This is a genomic window from Blautia sp. CGZ-1-C1, from assembly GCF_056504575.1.
In genome coordinates, this window is record NZ_JBWLUT010000110.1 from 1 (window position 1) to 18,421 (window position 18,421).

Below are 18,421 nucleotides of genomic sequence, written 5' to 3' on the forward strand. Positions count from 1 at the left end.
TTTATAAATCTCAATATATATACCGACATCGTAAATTCTCTCCATTACTTAGTAAAGCTTTTCTCATTTATGAACCTGTACACCACCCAAAGGGGAACTATAATCATGACAAAGATTAAAAACACAAAGAAGGGCATGGCAAAAAAGACATTAAGTATGTCACTTGTTGTTGCAATGCTTGCTACTTCTAATGTGCCGGTATGGGCTGCTGAGTTCAGCGATGGTACAGATGCTGCTGTAGCTACTGAAGCTCCGGCTGCTGAAACATTCTCTGATGATGCAGATGCTGCTCCGGTTGTAGAAGATACAACTGTTGTTACTGATACTGCTACTGCAACTGCACCTAAATTAACATTAAATGACTGGACTGGAGCATTAACCGTGTCTGGTGAACTTAAAGATGGAGATGCAGATGTTGAAAGTTTCGACTACGAAGTTCGTATTGACGGAAAAGAAGTAGTTGGACATGAAACAAACTCTAACATAAAGTATAAAGGTTCTGCAACAAGTATTGGTACTTTAAATATTGAATTAGCAAAAGCAAAATTTTTAGCTGAGGATGCAGGTCATACTGTATCTGTAAACATCACAGGAACTGGTAAGAATGTTGGATTTAAAACTACAATCGAAGGTATCGAAATTAAAAGTGCGGATATTTCTAATGAAGTTTTAAATCTTAATGGTCAGACTGTATCTTATACAGGAAAGCAGGTAGCATTTACTGATACCCAGATTGGAAACTTCACAATTACAGGCACTCACGGCCTTAAATATTCTGATTTTACTTATACATATGAAGGCGATGATCTTGTAAATGCAACTCCATCTGATAAAAATCTCTATGTAGTTGCGACTGTAAATAAAGCAGGATATACTGGAAAAATCAAAGCAGCATTTAAGATCGCTAAACGTACTTTAGATGCAGATAAATTAGAATTAACATTAAATAAGACTACTGTTTCTTATGCAGAAAAAGCTAATATTTCTTCAGATTTTGTAACCGTAAAGGATACAGTAACAGGAGAAGTTCTTCCAGCATCTACTTATACTGTTAGTGCTACTGGTTTGAATGCTGTTGGTAACGAAGCTGAATTAACTGTTGCAACTACAACAGATTCCTTAGCTAAAGACACTAAAACTAACAACAATTATACCGGAAATATAACAAAATCAACAACTGGAAAAAAGGTTAAAGTTGTAGCTAATCAGATGTCTGATTTTAAAATTGTTGTTGACAGCATTGGAAAAGATTATGTTACAAGTGAATCTACTGTAAAAGAGGCAATTCATTTTTATATTGGCGAAAAGGAAGTAACAAGTGCTATTTCCAGTGTCATCTCAGTTAAACCGGCGGCATTAGCAAGCGGTGCTACTACATTGTCTGTTGCAGTAAATGGTGACAATACAAATGTTATCGGAAATACAACAGTAACATTACCTGTAACTTTAAATAAACTTACTGCTGAAGGCTTAACTTATAAAATTGGAAGTGGAAACGATCAGACAGCAAACGAAAATACTAATTTAGGTGCTGAAACATATACTGGTGCAGCAATCACAAAAGATATTAAAGATGTTAAATTTGTCATAACTGGTGCAAATAATCAGAAGACAACAGTTAACTTATCTACAAGTGATTACAAAGTAGAGTATGTAAACGATAATACAAATGCAAAAGAAGTATCTAAGAAAGATGTAGAAGTATATATCGTTGGTACAGGAAATTACAGTGGACGTGTTAAAATTGGTACATTTACAATCCAGCAGGCTGAAATCGAAGCAACTGATATCACTGCTCCAGAAAAAGTTCAATATAATGGAAGTCTTCAGACTGTAGCTGATTACATGGATGGAAAGGTCACTGTAAAAGCTGGAGTTGCTGGTAAAAAGAAAGACGTTCCGGCTGATGCATATAAATTAACATATGCAACAGAAGATGGAAATCCTGTAGCTGTTGGATCTTAGAATCGTAACTACATTAGACGCAGCAAACATTAAAAATAAAAACTATAAAATTACAGGTACTTCTATCAACAATGCATCCAAATCAACACTTGTAACTAATAAAGACATTGCGGATACTAATGTAAAACTTGAAATTGTTGGATCTTATACTTACACTGGAAAAGCAATTACACCAACTGTAAAATTATCAGTAGATGGCGTTGAACTTGCACAGGATATTGACTACACAATTAAATCCTGCACAAATAATGTAAATGCTGGAGAAGCAACTGTAACTGTTGAAGGTAAAGGTGATTATTCTGGAACTCAGACAGCTAAGTTTACAATCAGCAAAGCAAACCTGAGTGACGTTAAAGTTGAAGCAAAAGCTACTACTGATCAAGAAAAAGAAGCATTTACTTATAACGGAAAACAGATTAAACCAACAGCTTCTAATTTCAATATCACATTGAATGGCGTTACACTGAGTGCTTCTGATTTTGTAATCACATATCCAACAACCTCTAAAGTAAATGTAAATGCTGGTGACGCAAGTGTGACATTAGCTCCTGTAAAAACAAATACAAACTTCACAGGTGATACAAAAGAAGTTGGCTTTAAAATTCTTCCTAGAGCGCTTACTACAAGCGAACTGAATGGTACATTCTACGCATTTGATGAGAATGGCGATAAAATTGACTTTACAAAAACAAAATATGTATTTGGATATGACGGAACAGAGAAAACTTTTAAAGACATTAAATTTGTTCCAAGTGTAGCCGCATATGATACTATGAAACTTGTAGAAGGTAAAGATTATGAAATTAAATATTTCAATAATATTACCGGCCCAGCTGCATATGTTTATGTAGTAGGTATTGGCAATTATACAGGTTCTACAAAATTTGCTGGAAGTGAAGAAAAATATACTGTAGCTCAGGAATTCTCTATTGAAGGTGTTACTGTAGGACGCAAGAATATAACTGTAGCAGATACAGAATATGCTGGTGGTGTCGCTGTAACTCCAAATGTAACAATCAAAGTAGGTGAGAAGACTTTAGTAAAAGGAACTGATTATGAATTCACAGGACTTTCTAATAATGCAGACGTTACTGGTGCAAATAAAGTATTAAAAGCAACACTGAAACTTAAAAACGGATATAAACTTAGCAACGGTTCTGGTGAATGGACTGGTGTATTTAGCAATCCAATTGCTAATGACACTACAAACACATATTCCGTTGACGTAACATGGAAGATTGTTAAAAAAGATCTTGCGAATACAACTATTTCTATCTCTGAGACAAACGGTAAATTAACAGCTACTGTACTGAACGGTAATGTTGTTGTCCCAGCTACAGAATACGATGTAAAAGACAACGGTGACGGAACAGCTACTGTAACAGCTAAAGCTGATAGCAAAGGTTACACAGGAAGCCAGAAAGTATCTGTTAAAAAATCTGAGAATGTTGGCGCTCCAATGATCAGCAACGTTACAGTTACTGGAAATAAAGCAACTGTAATCCTTTCTGGTGATGTTGAAGGTGCTTCTGGTTATGACTATGTAATCTCTACAGATCGTGACTGCATCACAAATAAAGATTATGATTCCGTAAACAAGAATCAGGTTAAGACTAACACTACATTTGAATATGTAGGACAGGGAACATACTACGCATACTGCCATGCTTGGACACGTGATGAAAACGGAAAGAAAGTATTTAGTGAATGGTCCAATGCTTATCCATTCTCTGTAAGTGCTATCACACCATCCCAGCCAGTGATCACAAGCGTTAAAGTAAAAGGTTCTACTGTAACTGTAACATATACAAAAGCATCCAATGCTGATGGATATGATGTAGTTCTCGGAACATCTACAAAGAAAGTTAACGGAGAAACACGTCCGGTAGAATACGGAAAACTTGTTAAGAAGAACATCAAAGGTAATGTTGTAACAGCAACATTCAAGAATGTGAAGAAAGGAACCTACTATGCAGGTCTCCACGCATTCAACAAAACTTCTGAAGATGGCAAGAAAGTATTCAGCCAGTGGTCAAACGTTAAAAAAGTAAATGTAAAATAATCCATTTGGGTAATTAAATACAGATTCCTAAAAAAGAAGGCTCCAGCCATTTTGGCTGGAGTCTTTCTTTTTGGGAAATAAAAAAATGAGAAAGCTGCCTCTCCCGTGACTAATATTAGTTTACTACTGCACCTTTTTTAACCAGATCTTCATTGTATGATATGAAATAATTGAGTATAATGATTACAACTTGTAAATTATATTGTAAAAACGAGGAGTGAAAAAGTTATGAGAAGAAAAAACATGTGGGCCAGCAGACTGACAGCAATCCTGCTTTGCACTGTTTTATCAACAGAGCCAATTGCAATCTATGCAGAAGATTTTTCTGATGGAACTGCAAATACAGAGATGCATGATAAAACAGAAATTCCAGAAAGTACAGAATCTTATCAGAACACCGAATCTCAAATAGATGCGGATCCGGAATCCTGTCAGATGAATTCGAATCACCTGAGCAGGATTTCGAATCGAAAGAAGATGCATTTTCATCCGGAATCCCGGATGCACAATCAGAAGATGCGCCATCTGCAGAGGCTGTGCGAAGTGGAACCTGTGGAAAGAACGTTACATGGACTCTGCAGAATGGAGTATTAACTGTAGAGGGAAACGGCACAATGGATGATTTTTACAAAATAGTAGACTGGGAAACAGGTGAACCGGTAAATTCACATCTGTGTCCATGGGAAGATTATGCAGATGAGATCGTAGAAGCAGATATCAAAGACGGAGTTACATCAATAGGTGACATTGCATTTTTTAACTGTAATAATCTTCGGGACCACATTGAGGTCTGACACTCCGAAGGATAAATAAAAAGGATGAAGCAATCCCAAAAGATCTATAAAAGAAATATAAAATCAGGTATAGGCAATAAGAGAGAAAAATACAGGTTTATTCACAGAAAATCTCAATCAGTACGATGTACTGTTTCTTGATGTTGCATAGTTCATATCTATTTCCAGTAATATTCAGAATACTGTCTCTAAAATGCAGGATAGACACCGGAATTTTTCAAAATAACATGACGTCACTGCAGGGAAGGGATGATGTCTTAACTTTACTGGTACATTTGGGATATCTGGCATACGATGATGATTCCGGAGAAGTTTATATTCCAACCGAAGAAGTACGTCAGAAATTTATCAGAGCTGATTCCTAAAAAGAAAGACTCCAGCCGAAACGGCTGGAGCCTTCTTTTTTAGGAATCTGTATTTAATTATCCAAATGGATTATTTTCTAATAAATTCGTTTGGAACGATGTGCAGATAATTTCTCCAGATGGTAAATGTTGTATATTTTAACGACTGCATTAGACAGGGAAGTTTCATGTAAAGGGTAATATTGTTTATACAGTTTTTCGAGCTTTACCATATCTATCATCTCTGATGACCAGAGCCGGTATCTCCATTGCAGGGTAACATAACAATCCGACATCCATTCAAGAATGAATTCATCATAAGTATCACTTATTTCTGCCTTTGCGTTTATGGTAATTCCCATATTTCCCAGGATTTGTTTTGGTGTCTTGCACAGATATAATGGATTTCCCATATCCATATATTTGCGGTAGTCACTTTTCATATATCTGCGGATCGTATCAAAGCAGTCCGGACAGTTTCGCGCGATCAGTTTAAATAAATATCTGCCGGATAGTTTCATACTGTCCAGATATGATGGATCATATGCTGTATCATTCATAATAGCCTCCCTCCTGATGATAGACCAGTTTTTTCTCTATAGCAGTACGCACTGTCAGACCCCAATATTCCGGCAGAGATAGCATCCGGAACGAAGGTGTATGAGTTGGTAGAAGAATTGGCAAAGTATTTGCCAGAAGAGGAACAAAGTAAATTTATAACAGGGCAAAAATAGAAGGTAAAATCAATCATGGACTTTTAGCAGCTCGCACATGCTGGTAAAAATGTGTCTCCTTATAATTTCCCAAAAGAAAGACTCCAGCCGAAATGACTGGAGCTTTCTTTTTAGGAATCTGTATTTAATTACCCAAATGGATTATTTTACAGTAACTTTTTTAACGTTTGACCACTGGCTGAATACTTTCTTGCCGTCTTCAGAAGTTCTGTTGAATGCGTGGAGACCTGCATAGTAGGTTCCTTTCTTCACATTCTTGAATGTTGCTGTTACAACATTGCCTTTGATGTTCTTCTTAACGAGTTTTCCGTATTCTACCGGACGTGTTTCTCCGTTAACTTTCTTTGTAGATGTTCCGAGAACTACATCATATCCGTCAGCATTGGATGCTTTTGTATATGTTACAGTTACAGTAGAACCTTTTACTTTAACGCTTGTGATCACTGGCTGGGATGGTGTGATTGCACTTACAACGAATGGATATGCGTTAGACCAGTCGCTGAATACTTTCTTACCATTCTCATCACGTTTCCAAGCATGGCAGTATGCATAGTATGTGTTCTGACCAACATATTCAAATGTAGTGTTAGTCTTAACCTGGTTCTTGTTTACAGAAGTGTAATCTTTGTTTGTGATGCAATCACGGTCTGTAGAGATTACATAGTCGTAACCTGAAGCACCTTCGGACTCACCGGAAAGGATTACAGTTGCTTTGTTGCCAACAACTTTAACGCTGCTGATCATTGGAGCATCTGGTTTCTCATCTTCGGCTTTACCCTGAGCAGATACTGTCTTAGAACCAACATAGTTTTTGCTGTCTTTATTAGCTGCTACAGTGTATGTTCCATCACTATTTTTAGTAGATGTATATTCGGTAGTAGGAACAGGAATATAACCGTTCATAACAGTTGTAACACCATCAATGACTTTAACATCACAGTCTTTGATATCTTTTTTGTCAATTCCCCAAGCTGCATCGATATAAACAAGTGAACCTGTGTATCCACCTTTACCATTAACAAGGATACCATACGCTTTTCCATCTGTAACATCAGTACAATTAGAAATTTCTTTATATGAAGTCTTTCCATACTGTCCAGTATAGAATTTAAGTTCATAATCTTTTCCTTCAACAAGAGTCTGACCTTTGATCTGAACTAAAACATCTGGTTTAACAGCAAGACCACCAGCATAAGTACCATTTTTTACTGAAACATTCTTCTCTACAAATTGAACATTTTTGATTTTGAAAGCATAGGATGCAACAACATTTTTAATTTTACTTCCATCAGCTAATGTCAAAGTCTGATTTCCGGTATAACCAGAACCGTCTTTAGCTACAGCATACACATATGCTGTATTGTACTCTTCATAAGTTCCATCAGCCTTTTTATTCGGAACACCTGTAACATTTTCTGCATACTTAATTTCAAAATCATCAGCGGTTGCCTTAGAATCTACAGTAGTTACATTTCCGTCTTTATCAATTACTTTAAGATTGTTTAGTCTTTCAGTAGCAAATGTTTTTGCATCACCATCAAAGTCAAATACATATGCATTAGCTATTGTAGTGTTACTATCACCAATCTTCTGACCATTTTTGTTGTATACAGAAAGATTACCCCTTACAACATTGGGGTCTGACACTCTGAAGGATAAATAAAAAGAATGAAGCGTTCCTAAAAGATCCATAAAAGAAATATAAAATTAGGGTGTGAACTTCCAGAAGAAAGCTCCAGTCATTTCGGCTGGAGTCTTTCTTTTGGGAAATTATAAGGAGACACATTTTTACCAGCATGTACGAGCTGCTAAAAGTCCCTGATTGATTTTACCTTCTATTTTTGCCTTGTTATAAATTTACTTTGTTCCTCTTCTGGCAAATACTTTGCCAATTCTTCTACCAACTCATACACCTTCGTTCCGGGTGCTATCTCTGCCGGTGTCTTTCCTTTTCCATTTTGTATAATCCGCTTCGCGTATCGAATTGCCAGCTTAGGATTTCCGCTATTCATCAACACTTCAAATATATCCTCCATGTTTTTCTCATATTTTCCAATTCCCAGTTCTTGAAATTTCTCATTCAAAAACTTCTTATACTCAGATCTATGGTTATTTGATGTATAATATGCGAAGTGCAACATAAACCAGAATTCAATACATTCATTACTCCATGCTGCATGATACTGAATATTGGAATCTTTTTGATTTAATACTTCTGCCCGCTGAACCACTCCATTAATGGCAAACCCCGAAGGGTCTGACCGTGCGTCCAGCAAAGGGTAAGAGACCCGAAGGGTCTGACCATCTAATTTTCAAATAAAATAATTCTAAATTTTTCATAAAGGCAATTTCCTTAAAAAATAAAATAATATTTCCAAAAGAAAGTTTTAAATATACCTGCCAACTGACAGATTCATGCGTAAAATTTCGACTAATTCTTTTATAGAAATAAAAATGAGAGTATGATATAGTGATAGTAACAAAACAAAGGGAGGCAGTTATGGGCGTTTATTTAAATCCAGGGAATGATGCTTTTGCGGAATCTTTAAATTCTGAAATTTATGTAGACAAATCAAATATGATCCATTACACAAATCGTGTATTGGGTACAAAACAGAAATTCATCTGCATTAGCCGTCCGCGCAGATTTGGAAAGTCCATAACGGCCGAAATGCTTTCTGCATATTATGACAGCAGTGTAGATTCTCATCCTCTATTTTCTAAATTAAAGATCGCAGTAGATTCTTCTTTTGAACAAAATATAAATAAATATGATGTCCTTTTCTTTAATATCCAGAGTTTTCTAAGTCGTTCAGATTGTGCCTTGAATATGGTGAAATATCTGGAATTCAGGGTTATTCAGGAACTGGCAGAGAGGTATCCTGATCTAGGATTAGAAAGTGAACCCCATCTCACCAGCGCATTAGAAAAAATCTACAGCGTACATCGAAAGGGTTTTGTATTTATCATTGATGAATGGGACTGTGTTTTCAGAGAAAAGAAATCAGATGTTGATGCTCAGACAAAGTATCTGGATTTCTTGAGGGATCTTCTTAAAGATAAGGTATATGTTAAGCTTGCATATATGACAGGTATTCTTCCGATAAAAAAATATGGCACACATTCAGCTTTGAATATGTTTGATGAATTTTCTATGACAAACCCGAAGTATCTGGCATCTTATGTCGGATTTACAGAAGAGGAAGTCAGGGATCTTCTGTCAAAAATACAATATGGATTTTGAAGAAACCAGACGATGGTATGACGGCTACAGATTTCGCAAAGCGGAACATATATACAGCCCTAAATCCGTAGTAGATGCCATGAGAAATGAAGCTTTTGACAGTTACTGGACACAGACCGAAACTTATGAAGCTTTAAAAACATATATCGATATGAATTTTGACGGGTTGAAAGATACCGTGATCGCCATGCTTGGCGGAGGCCACTGTCTGATTGATACCGGAACTTTTCAAAATGATATGACAACTTTTCACAGCAAAGATGATGCATTGACACTTCTGATCCATTTGGGGTATCTGGCATACGACATGGATTTACAGGAAGTATTCATCCCTAATGAAGAGGTACGTGCTGAATTTGCCCGTGCGATAAAAGCAAGTGGATGGCATGAAGTCATCCATGCTATCTCTATATCTGAAGAACTTTTAGAAAATACTCTAGCATGCAATAACGAAAAAGTCGCTCGGATAATTGATAATATTCATGAAGAATTTACTTCTATTCTCAACTATAACAATGAAATTTCATTGAGCTGTGTGATATCCATTGCTTATTACAGCGTCCGGCGCTATTATTCCATATATCGGGAGCTTCCATCTGGAAAAGGGTTTGCAGATCTTGTTTATTTACCTCGGATTCAATATCCGGAAAAGCCGGCAATGATAATAGAATTGAAATGGGATAAAACAGCCACTGGTTCTATCAGACAGATAAAAGATAAAAACTATATTAAAGGATTAAAAAATTATTCTGGAACTGTGCTGCTTGTTGGAATTAATTATAATAAATCTGATAAACATCATGAATGTCTGATAGAAACGATACAGATTTGAACCAATGGGAGATGACAATAATATGGGATTTTATCTGAACAGTGCGGCACCATGTTCTTTATATCGAAGTGAAGAACACATTGAGGTCTGACACTCTGAAGGATAAATAAAAAGAATGAAGCGTTCCTAAAAGATCCATAAAAGAAATATAAAATTAGGGTGTGAACTTCCAGAAGAAAGCTCCAGTCATTTCGGCTGGAGTCTTTCTTTTGGGAAATTATAAGGAGACACATTTTTACCAGCATGTGCGAGCTGCTAAAAGTCCCTGATTGATTTTACCTTCTATTTTTGCCCTGTTATAAATTTACTTTGTTCCTCTTCTGGCAAAGTATTAGTTAATGAATGAAGGTGAGAAGGACGGTTAGAGGGTATCCAGGCAACAATCAGTACCTGTAAAAGTTTTAACGCCAGTAAAGATGTTACAGTGAAAAACCTAATGAAGGTATTTTCATTATCAGAAGAAGATGCGGCTGGCTATGTGGAGAAATATTGGTAAACGCTATTTGGCAACGATATAAATAATAAATATGTTGAAATCAAGAGTGAATATACTCCCAGATTTTTCCGGGCGTTCTTGACGTAGGATATTAGTGCCAGACCACAATATTTCTACCACATCTTTCCAGTGTAAGCAAAACAAAGTAAGTACACGGGACGGACTGCATATGCACCTAATAAGAGATCTCCAGACCACGCAGATAAGTTTCTGTCCAGTCTGGATATTTTTTATGTTTTTGATTATATAGCTAACCGTTCAATCAGACATTCATGTACTTTCGTTTTGCGGGCTATAATTAATTCCTACCATCAGCGGATTTTCCCCTGGTAGTCTTTTAAAGTATGTGGATAATTACGCTCTTTTATCTGATTGATAGCACTTTCTGCATCCTTATTCCATTTCAATTCAATGATCATAGCTGGTTTATCCAGATGCTCTTTTCGCGGAAGATATACAATATCTGCAAAACCCTTTCCGGACGGCAGCTCTCTTATTTCAGTGTAATAAGTCCGTGCGCTATAATATGCAAGAGAAATTACGCATGCCAGTGCATTTTCGTCATTATATGTCAGTATAGACGTTTCAAAATGTGCTTCTGGATTTTCTCTGCGACTGTCTCATTTTCCCTTTTCCATGTTGCCTGAAGCAATTCTTCAGAATTCTTTATCGCCAGAATTACTTCCTGCCATCCTGCATCCCGTATGGAGGTAACGAACTCTGTTGTAATCTCACTATTCGGAATAAATACTTCTTTTTTTGAAAAATCATATCCAAGATATCCAAGATGGATAAATAATGTCAATATGTCATCGGCGCTCGAAAAGGTCGTCATGTCATTACTAAACGAGCTGACATCAACAGGCTGTCTTTTACCGGCCAGCAATTGAATGATATTTTCTTTCAGCCCTTTATAGTTCATAATAATATAATCCCGAAGCGCCTCGAAGGTTTCTGTTTTATTCCAATAATTATCAAAGGAACGGTTCAGCATTGCACTTACAACTGAACGTGGATTATAGATATGTCCCATTTCTTTGAAATAATAACCATCATACCAGCGTCTGGTCTCATCAAAATCCATATCAAACCGTTTGCACAGACCTTTTACTTCTTTCTCTGTAAAACCAACATATTCAGCAAGAGTGCCCGGATTTGTCATGGAAAATTCATCAAACATGTTTAATGCAGAATGAGAGCCATATTTTTTGATTGGAAGTATTCCCGTCATATAGGTTAGTCCTACATAATTTCTGTCTTTTAAAAGATTACGCAGAAAATCAAGATATTTTTTCTGCGCTTCCGTATCCTTCTTGTTTTCTCTGAAAATGCAGTCCCATTCATCAATAATAAAGACAAACGGAATCCTGCTTTCACTGTAGATCTCCTGCAGTACATCAATAATGTCCGTCCGATTCAAATAGTCCAGATCAGGATATTCACGTAAAAGATCACGAAGCACATATTTACTAAGAAGGGTACACATTTTATCTATATTGTGGGTACGGCTGAAAAAATCCTGCATATTCAGAAAAATAGTATTGTACTTATTTAAATGGATCAAAAACGAAGAATCCGACGATATGTCCTTATCCGCAAATAATTCCCTGGAATTACAATTTCGTTGATAATACGCTGCCAGCATTTCCGCCGCCATAGATTTTCCAAACCGTCGTGGACGGCTTACACAGATAAATTTCTGCCGGGTACGAAATACTCTATTTGTATACCGAATAAGTCCTGTTTTGTCTATATAAATCTCTGATGAGACCGATTCAAAAAATCCATCATTACCTGGATTCAGATATAATCCCATAACACAAAATCACCCCTTCTTAAAATAGTATTATATTAGATCTTGTCATGATTCAGATATCCTTCATGCCATTATCATTCTCTTTAAGAACCATATATTACTGATACAAAATATTATAACAAATCATGATTATACTTGCCAGATTAAGTTTTCGACAAAGCACATCCCAGCTTTGATTAAACGCTTCTTTCTGGCATCTTAATATTTCGAATCAAAGAAGCAAAAAGCATTATAACTGTGTGAATTACTCGGCAACTGAGTTATCTGAGCATCTGAATTAAGGCATGATACCGCCTTTTTTCAGGGTGCATCCATGACACCACTACTGTTTGCTCTTTAGAGCTATACAGCTACTTTTATTATTTCCGGTGTTTTCAGTCCGGTTACGGACAGTTCTTTTTTTACTCCGGATACGGAGTGATATTTTCTCAGGATATTATATACGCCTACGGCATCTGCGTTATAAACTCTGTTTCCATCCCTGTACAGTCCTCTCTCTTTCCGGTTGGACGGTTCAAGAGGCATTGGGGTCTGACACTCTGAACATCACCAAATACGAATTAAAATAAATAAAAACAGATTACATGCTTTTGGATAAACTGTACCAATTTCTCAATTATTAGATTTGGAAATCCAATTTTAAAGGGCTATCTCAAAAGCTGTAATCTGTTTTTATTTTATTTTGTTTTATTTCACTTCAACCAGTTCGATTCTGAAATTCAGTTCTTTTCCAGCCATTTCATGGTTGGCGTCAAAGGTGATATTCTTTTCGTCCTTGGCGGTTACTTTAACCGGGAATGGCTGTCCGTACTGGTTGGACAGGTATACCTGCTGGCCTACAGTAAGGTCTTCTGAACCCGGAAGCTGTGCGATTTCCATGGTAAAGATTGCATTCGGATCAGCCATGCCATAAGCTTCTTCCGGCATCAGATGAACATCTACGATCTGTCCAACTTCCATATCTGCTACAGCAGCGTCAAATCCTTTGATCATCTGGCCAGCACCGCAGATAAATTCCAGCGGTTCTCCGCGGTCATAGGAAGAATCAAACTGTGTTCCGTCATTAAAGGTTCCTCTGTAATGTGTACGGCAGGTTTTACCCACGTTGCGTCCAGTGATGGTACTCTGTGCTCCACAACTTCCGCCACAGCCACTGCCACAGCTCTCTCCACAGGAATGTCCTTCTTCGTGAGAACCGCAGGAATGACCGTCTTCATGGTGATGATCACAGATTTTGCGCCAGAAGAGATTAATTCACCTTTCAGATAAAACTCTACCGCCTCATCCGCATCTCCCTGAACACCTGAACATAATTCGATTCCGGCATCTGCAAGAGCAGACTGTGCACCACCTCCGATGCCGCCACAGATCAGCACATCAACATTCTGTCCGGCAAGTAATCCAGCCAAAGCGCCGTGTCCGCTGCCGTTAGATTCAACGATCTCACTTGAAACGATCTGATTGTTTTCTACTTCATACACCTTAAAAGTCTCAGTTTTTCCAAAGTGCTGAAAAATAGTTCCATTGTCATAAGTTACTGCAATTTTCATGTGAAAAATCCTCCAAATTTATTACAAATATCGTTCAGACCAGTATAGCCTGTGGGCGCAATAAAATCAAGTAATATAAGACTTTTTGTACTGGTATGTATGCTTTGCGTCTGATAAAATAAAACTACATAACAAAGTAGTAGAAAGAAGGGAATGAAATTTATGAAAAGAAAAAAGAAAACATGGATAGTTTGGCTGATGTGCCTCTTACTTTGTGTCACGTCTTTGCCAGCTGTAAGCTTTAAAGACGTTCAGGCGGCTTCTGTGAGCAGTGAATTTACAGGATGGAAAACGGTGAATGGAAAGAAATATTATTACCAAAATGGTACAAAGCTCACTGGCCTGCACAAAATCGGTAAATATTATTATGGCTTTGCATCTGACGGAACGATGCTGACAGGATGGAATTATATCAAAAAACATTATCGTTATTTTGCAAAGCTGTCCGGAAGAATGCGTACCAGCCAGACGATTCAGGGAAGAAAAATCGACAGTAAAGGTGTCTGGACACCAATTATCGTTTTGGATCCCGGACATTCCGGAATTGTTGCAGGCGGTTATGAGCCCCTCGGACCTGGTTCCAGTCAGACGAAGTCAAAAGACACTTCCGGAACGCAGGGCGTTGCGACTGGTGTGGAGGAATATAAGCTGACATTAAACATCGGACTTCAGCTACGCTCTTTACTTCGGGACAGGGGCTGTAAAGTAGTCATGACTCGCACGAACAGTAAGGTTGCATTAAGCTGCATCGACCGTGCCAGGATAGCAAATAAAGCAAAAGCAGATGCATATATCAGACTGCATGCCAATGGAAGTGACAATTCCTATGTAACCGGAGCGATGACTATCTGCACCACCAAAAACAGCCCTTATATTGCGTCCATGTACAAAAAGAATAAATCCCTGTCTAACGCCGTTTTGAATGCTTACGTGTCTGCCACAGGATGCCGGAAAGAGTATATCTGGGAAACAGATTCCATGTCTGGAAATAACTGGAGCAAAGTTCCGACAACACTGATTGAAATGGGATATATGAGCAACCCATCCGAAGACCGACTCATGCAACAGACTTCCTACCAGAAAAAGATGGTCAGGGGAATTGCAAAAGGAATTGAGAATTATCTGACAGATTTGTCGAAATCTTTAAGCTGACAAATATTCCTAAACAATGTTATAATCCATTTAAGGGAACATTTTATCCATTATCAATATGAAGAAGGTGAGTGCAGATATGGCAATGTTTTTGAATAATTCATACTCATATAAAAGGTATAAAAAGATATCCAACACAACATATTTTATAGATAAGTCCTGCATATTAGACGATATATTAAGATGTATGGAAGAAGAAACTCAGTATATCTGTATCACCAGACCGCGCAGGTTTGGAAAAACAGTTATGGCCAATATGCTTGGTGCATTCCTTGGAAGATCCTGGAATTCTTCAGATATCTTTGACCACTTAAAGATCTCCTCTTCTGAAAGATATTCCAGATATCGAAATCAATACGATATTATCTATATCGATTTCAGCAGACTTCCAGAAAATTGTGTATCTTATCAGCAGTATATAGACCGTATCATTAGTGGACTGAAAAAAGATCTGCTAAATGCTTATCCGGAATCTGCTTTAGATTCTGATCTTTCCGTATGGGACATGCTCTCAATGATCTCGGATCAGTCGGATTGCTCTTTTGTATTTATTATGGATGAGTGGGATGCGGTATTCCATATGCCGTTTATTACCGAAAAAGATAAGGCAGAATACATTCTTTTTCTGAAAGCTTTATTAAAAGATCAGGATTATGTTGCACTGGCATATATCACAGGTATTCTTCCAATTGCTAAATATTCCAGCGGATCAGAGTTAAATATGTTTATGGAATTCAAAATGACATCCATGGAAATGTTTGGTGAATATTTTGGATTTACAGATGATGAAGTAGACTATTTATATGAAAAATACAGTCAGTCATGCGAGAATCCTCACGTATCACGGAAGGGACTGCAAGAATGGTATGATGGGTATTTCACAGTGGCTGGAAAACGCTTGTATAATCCAAGGTCTGTAGTAATGGCTCTCAGCTTTAACCAGCTGTCTAACTACTGGACCAGTTCCGGACCTTATGATGAGATATTTTATTATATCCGTAATGATATTGATCAGATTCGAAATGACCTGGCACTGATGATTGCCGGCGAAGGCGTTACAGCAAAAATAGATGAATTTGCAGCATCTGCAATGAATCTTCAAACTAGAAATCAAATATATTCTGCAATGGTTGTATATGGACTGCTTACGTTTACCGACGGGAAAGTTTATATTCCTAACAGAGAACTGATGCTGAAATATGAAGAACTGCTCCAAAACGAAAAAAGTTTAGGTTATGTATATCAGCTGGCTCATATTTCGGAACAGATGCTTAATGCAACACTGTCAGGAGATACGAAAAAAATGGCAGAGATTCTTCAGTATGCACATAATACAGAAACTCCAATTCTGTCATATAACAATGAAGTAGAACTGTCTGCTATTGTGAATCTGGTATATCTTTCCGCGCGGGACAGATACCGTGTTGAACGGGAAGATAAAGCAGGCAAGGGTTTTGTTGACTTTATCTTTTACCCATATAAGGCAAATGGTACCTGTATTATCCTTGAATTAAAAGTAGGTCATTCTCCAGAACAGGCTATTCAGCAGATCAAGGATAAACAGTATATCCTGAGATTTCAGGGAAAACTTGGTGAAACACCTAAATATACAGGAAAAGTACTTGGCGTTGGAATAAGCTATGACAAAGATACCAAAGAACATAAATGTATCATAGAGACTTTGTCAAAATAAGTGTGCGATTCGCAAACTTTCTATATATCAGACGGTATAGATTGTCATACAGTCCTATATATGAGAAGAACCCTGACCAATTAATGCTACGGTTCTTCTCATATGCGCATAAAAATCCAAACTCACAGATAAAAATTCCCATCCAGCTTGAATCTTTTAATTTTAACATGTCTATTCCTCTTTTTTATCACATAAAATTTCCTCAAAAATCGGTGTGAAATCAATATCTTTTATTGCTCCATACTGGCTGATAAAATATTTACTCATATAATCTTCATGCTTACGGACACCCTTATCACCTGTTGTTCCAAAATCAGATAATGCATATAAAACACTGTCATGTGTATCATCGTCTCTTTCAACAAACTTAATCTCATCCCTCCGGAATAAGTTTGAATTTAAAAAAATCGGATTATGTGTATTAAATACGAGCTGCGCATGATAGATATTTACATCAGCATTGTGAAAGACATTAATAATGCTCATCAATGCCATCGGATGAATCGATGCATCAAATTCATCTACCACTAATGTTCCTCCCGTCTGCATTGCTTTAATCACAAGAGGAAACATATTGATAAAACGAATTGTTCCATAAGATTCGAAAATATCTGCTGCAATTGCTGTGGTCTTCTGATCTTTCATATTTTTAAATATAGAATATAATTTCGCATCCGGCTCATCATCACTCACTACATACCCAATTGCATTTGAATTGATTCCGAATAATTTTGCTGCTTCATCGGTTGTCTTTTCAACATAAGCTGCTTTTTTCTTCGGATCTGCAAATCTTTTAATCAACTGCATCGAATCCGCACGATAAATTACCATGAATTTATTTGCAAACCAATCAACAATCAGTTTTGTGAATTTCGGTGAAAAAATTAATTTAAACCCATTCGTCAAAAATAATTCTTCCTGATTCAAACTGCTTTTGGCGATTTCATTTATGCTTCCTGCATTCTGTTCTGTTATATCAGATAAATAATCTTTGATTACATTTAAGTTCTCTACTTTCAAGTCTTCCTTACGTTCAAATATTCTTTTTCCATTGACTTCCAATACTTCTGCAAGAATTTTTCTTTGGTATTCCTCTTCGAGAAAAGTTCCAAGATCAATCTTCAATTTATAGTGTATTTTAAATTTATGCTCTTCTCCATCTTCCTCATAAAATTCTATATCAAAGCATACAGGCTTAGACTCCGGTTCATTATTATTTGGAATCAATTCCAATGCCGATGCAGCCGGATTTGGTGAGGATTTCTCTTCGGAATTTCTAATATTTCCTCTCAAAACAATTGCCCGTAATACATCCATTGCACCAATAATATTCGTTTTACCTGCTGCATTTGGTCCATAAATAACTGAAGAACTCAATCCCTTTATTTCTTTTCCTTTTATTTTTGTCTTCATCAGACTATAATCTAATCCCTTTTGCTTTGGAGCAGCCACCATCGAAAAACTTGCCTCTTCCACAAAAGATTTATAATTTTGGGTTTTAAATTCCAGAAGCATTTTATCACCTCCATTCTGCTTACTTTTTACAAAATCATATTCTCATTATAACTATATTGTATGATAGAGTCAATTTTTTATTCTTATTTTGAACTTTTTTTGCAAAACAAAAGCAATTACAGAGTGGATAGGAAAACTATGTCTATCAACGGAATAGTATTTGTTAAAGATGGCGTGATTCTATATAACTGAATAAAACCGGAATATTAATAGATAAAATACCA

General features: G+C 36.8%; 16 protein-coding genes and 1 pseudogene. 9 read left to right on the forward strand and 8 right to left on the reverse strand.

The window, feature by feature from the left end; all coding sequences use genetic code 11:
- The first annotated feature begins 105 nt into the window (after positions 1–105).
- The 5 genes from AC058W_RS10025 (at position 106) to AC058W_RS10045 (ending at position 5,186) form a co-directional block, all read left to right on the forward strand.
- Entirely contained in the window at positions 106–1,965 is a 1,860-nt protein-coding gene (locus tag AC058W_RS10025) for a hypothetical protein (protein WP_479390032.1), read from the forward strand.
- The gene (locus tag AC058W_RS10030; protein WP_479390033.1) at positions 1,955–4,027 is read left to right on the forward strand and encodes a hypothetical protein; all 2,073 of its coding nucleotides are present in this window, start codon (positions 1,955–1,957) and stop codon (positions 4,025–4,027) included. Before AC058W_RS10025 ends, AC058W_RS10030 begins: the two co-directional genes overlap by 11 nt.
- A 228-nt stretch (positions 4,028–4,255) precedes the next feature.
- Positions 4,256–4,621, forward strand: a complete 366-nt coding sequence (locus AC058W_RS10035) for a hypothetical protein (protein WP_479390034.1) — start codon at positions 4,256–4,258, stop codon at positions 4,619–4,621.
- A gap of 20 nt (positions 4,622–4,641) precedes the next feature.
- Positions 4,642–4,821 (forward strand): hypothetical protein, encoded by a 180-nt coding sequence (locus AC058W_RS10040; protein ID WP_479390035.1) that lies wholly within the window; start codon positions 4,642–4,644, stop codon positions 4,819–4,821.
- Positions 4,822–5,048: 227 nt separating this feature from the next.
- On the forward strand, positions 5,049–5,186 hold the full coding sequence (locus tag AC058W_RS10045) for a hypothetical protein (protein ID WP_479390036.1): 138 nt from the start codon (positions 5,049–5,051) through the stop codon (positions 5,184–5,186).
- Positions 5,187–5,263: 77 nt separating this feature from the next.
- On the opposite strand, the gene AC058W_RS10050 is transcribed toward AC058W_RS10045, so the two are convergent.
- The 3 genes from AC058W_RS10050 to AC058W_RS10060 form a co-directional block, all read right to left on the reverse strand.
- The gene (locus tag AC058W_RS10050) at positions 5,264–5,725 is read right to left on the reverse strand and encodes a hypothetical protein (protein ID WP_479390037.1); all 462 of its coding nucleotides are present in this window, start codon (positions 5,723–5,725) and stop codon (positions 5,264–5,266) included.
- A 315-nt stretch (positions 5,726–6,040) separates the two neighbouring features.
- The gene (locus AC058W_RS10055) at positions 6,041–7,546 is read right to left on the reverse strand and encodes a hypothetical protein (protein WP_479390038.1); all 1,506 of its coding nucleotides are present in this window, start codon (positions 7,544–7,546) and stop codon (positions 6,041–6,043) included.
- A 188-nt stretch (positions 7,547–7,734) separates the two neighbouring features.
- Entirely contained in the window at positions 7,735–8,175 is a 441-nt protein-coding gene (locus AC058W_RS10060; RefSeq protein WP_479390039.1) for an RloB family protein, read from the reverse strand.
- A gap of 224 nt (positions 8,176–8,399) precedes the next feature.
- Between AC058W_RS10060 and AC058W_RS10065 the strand changes: the two genes are divergently transcribed.
- Together AC058W_RS10065 and AC058W_RS10070 are read left to right on the forward strand one after the other, a co-directional pair.
- The gene (locus tag AC058W_RS10065) at positions 8,400–9,143 is read left to right on the forward strand and encodes an AAA family ATPase (RefSeq protein WP_479390040.1); all 744 of its coding nucleotides are present in this window, start codon (positions 8,400–8,402) and stop codon (positions 9,141–9,143) included.
- Positions 9,133–9,975 (forward strand): PD-(D/E)XK nuclease domain-containing protein, encoded by an 843-nt coding sequence (locus AC058W_RS10070; protein ID WP_479390041.1) that lies wholly within the window; start codon positions 9,133–9,135, stop codon positions 9,973–9,975. Before AC058W_RS10065 ends, AC058W_RS10070 begins: the two co-directional genes overlap by 11 nt.
- A gap of 807 nt (positions 9,976–10,782) precedes the next feature.
- Here the strand turns inward: AC058W_RS10070 and AC058W_RS10075 are convergent.
- From AC058W_RS10075 to AC058W_RS10090, 4 genes and pseudogenes are all read right to left on the reverse strand, one after another.
- On the reverse strand, positions 10,783–11,049 hold the full coding sequence (locus tag AC058W_RS10075) for a PD-(D/E)XK nuclease domain-containing protein (protein WP_479390044.1): 267 nt from the start codon (positions 11,047–11,049) through the stop codon (positions 10,783–10,785).
- Entirely contained in the window at positions 11,043–12,287 is a 1,245-nt protein-coding gene (locus AC058W_RS10080) for an AAA family ATPase (RefSeq protein ID WP_479390042.1), read from the reverse strand. Before AC058W_RS10080 ends, AC058W_RS10075 begins: the two co-directional genes overlap by 7 nt.
- 342 nt (positions 12,288–12,629) lie before the next feature.
- Positions 12,630–12,812: a hypothetical protein gene (locus tag AC058W_RS10085; protein WP_242986901.1), complete on the reverse strand. Its 183-nt coding sequence runs from the start codon at positions 12,810–12,812 to the stop codon at positions 12,630–12,632.
- Between the two features lie 162 nt (positions 12,813–12,974).
- Positions 12,975–13,837 (reverse strand): annotated as a pseudogene (locus AC058W_RS10090) (FKBP-type peptidyl-prolyl cis-trans isomerase).
- A gap of 162 nt (positions 13,838–13,999) precedes the next feature.
- Between AC058W_RS10090 and AC058W_RS10095 the strand changes: the two are divergent.
- Positions 14,000–14,989, forward strand: a complete 990-nt coding sequence (locus tag AC058W_RS10095; protein ID WP_118609803.1) for an N-acetylmuramoyl-L-alanine amidase — start codon at positions 14,000–14,002, stop codon at positions 14,987–14,989.
- A 79-nt stretch (positions 14,990–15,068) separates the two neighbouring features.
- A complete protein-coding gene (locus tag AC058W_RS10100; RefSeq protein WP_117846217.1) occupies positions 15,069–16,682 on the forward strand; it encodes an AAA family ATPase in 1,614 nt (537 codons plus the stop codon).
- Positions 16,683–16,853: 171 nt separating this feature from the next.
- Here AC058W_RS10100 and AC058W_RS10105 read toward each other — a convergent pair whose 3' ends face one another.
- Complete coding sequence (locus AC058W_RS10105) at positions 16,854–18,197, reverse strand: AAA family ATPase (RefSeq protein WP_479390043.1); 1,344 nt, start codon at positions 18,195–18,197, stop codon at positions 16,854–16,856.
- Positions 18,198–18,421: the final 224 nt, after the last annotated feature.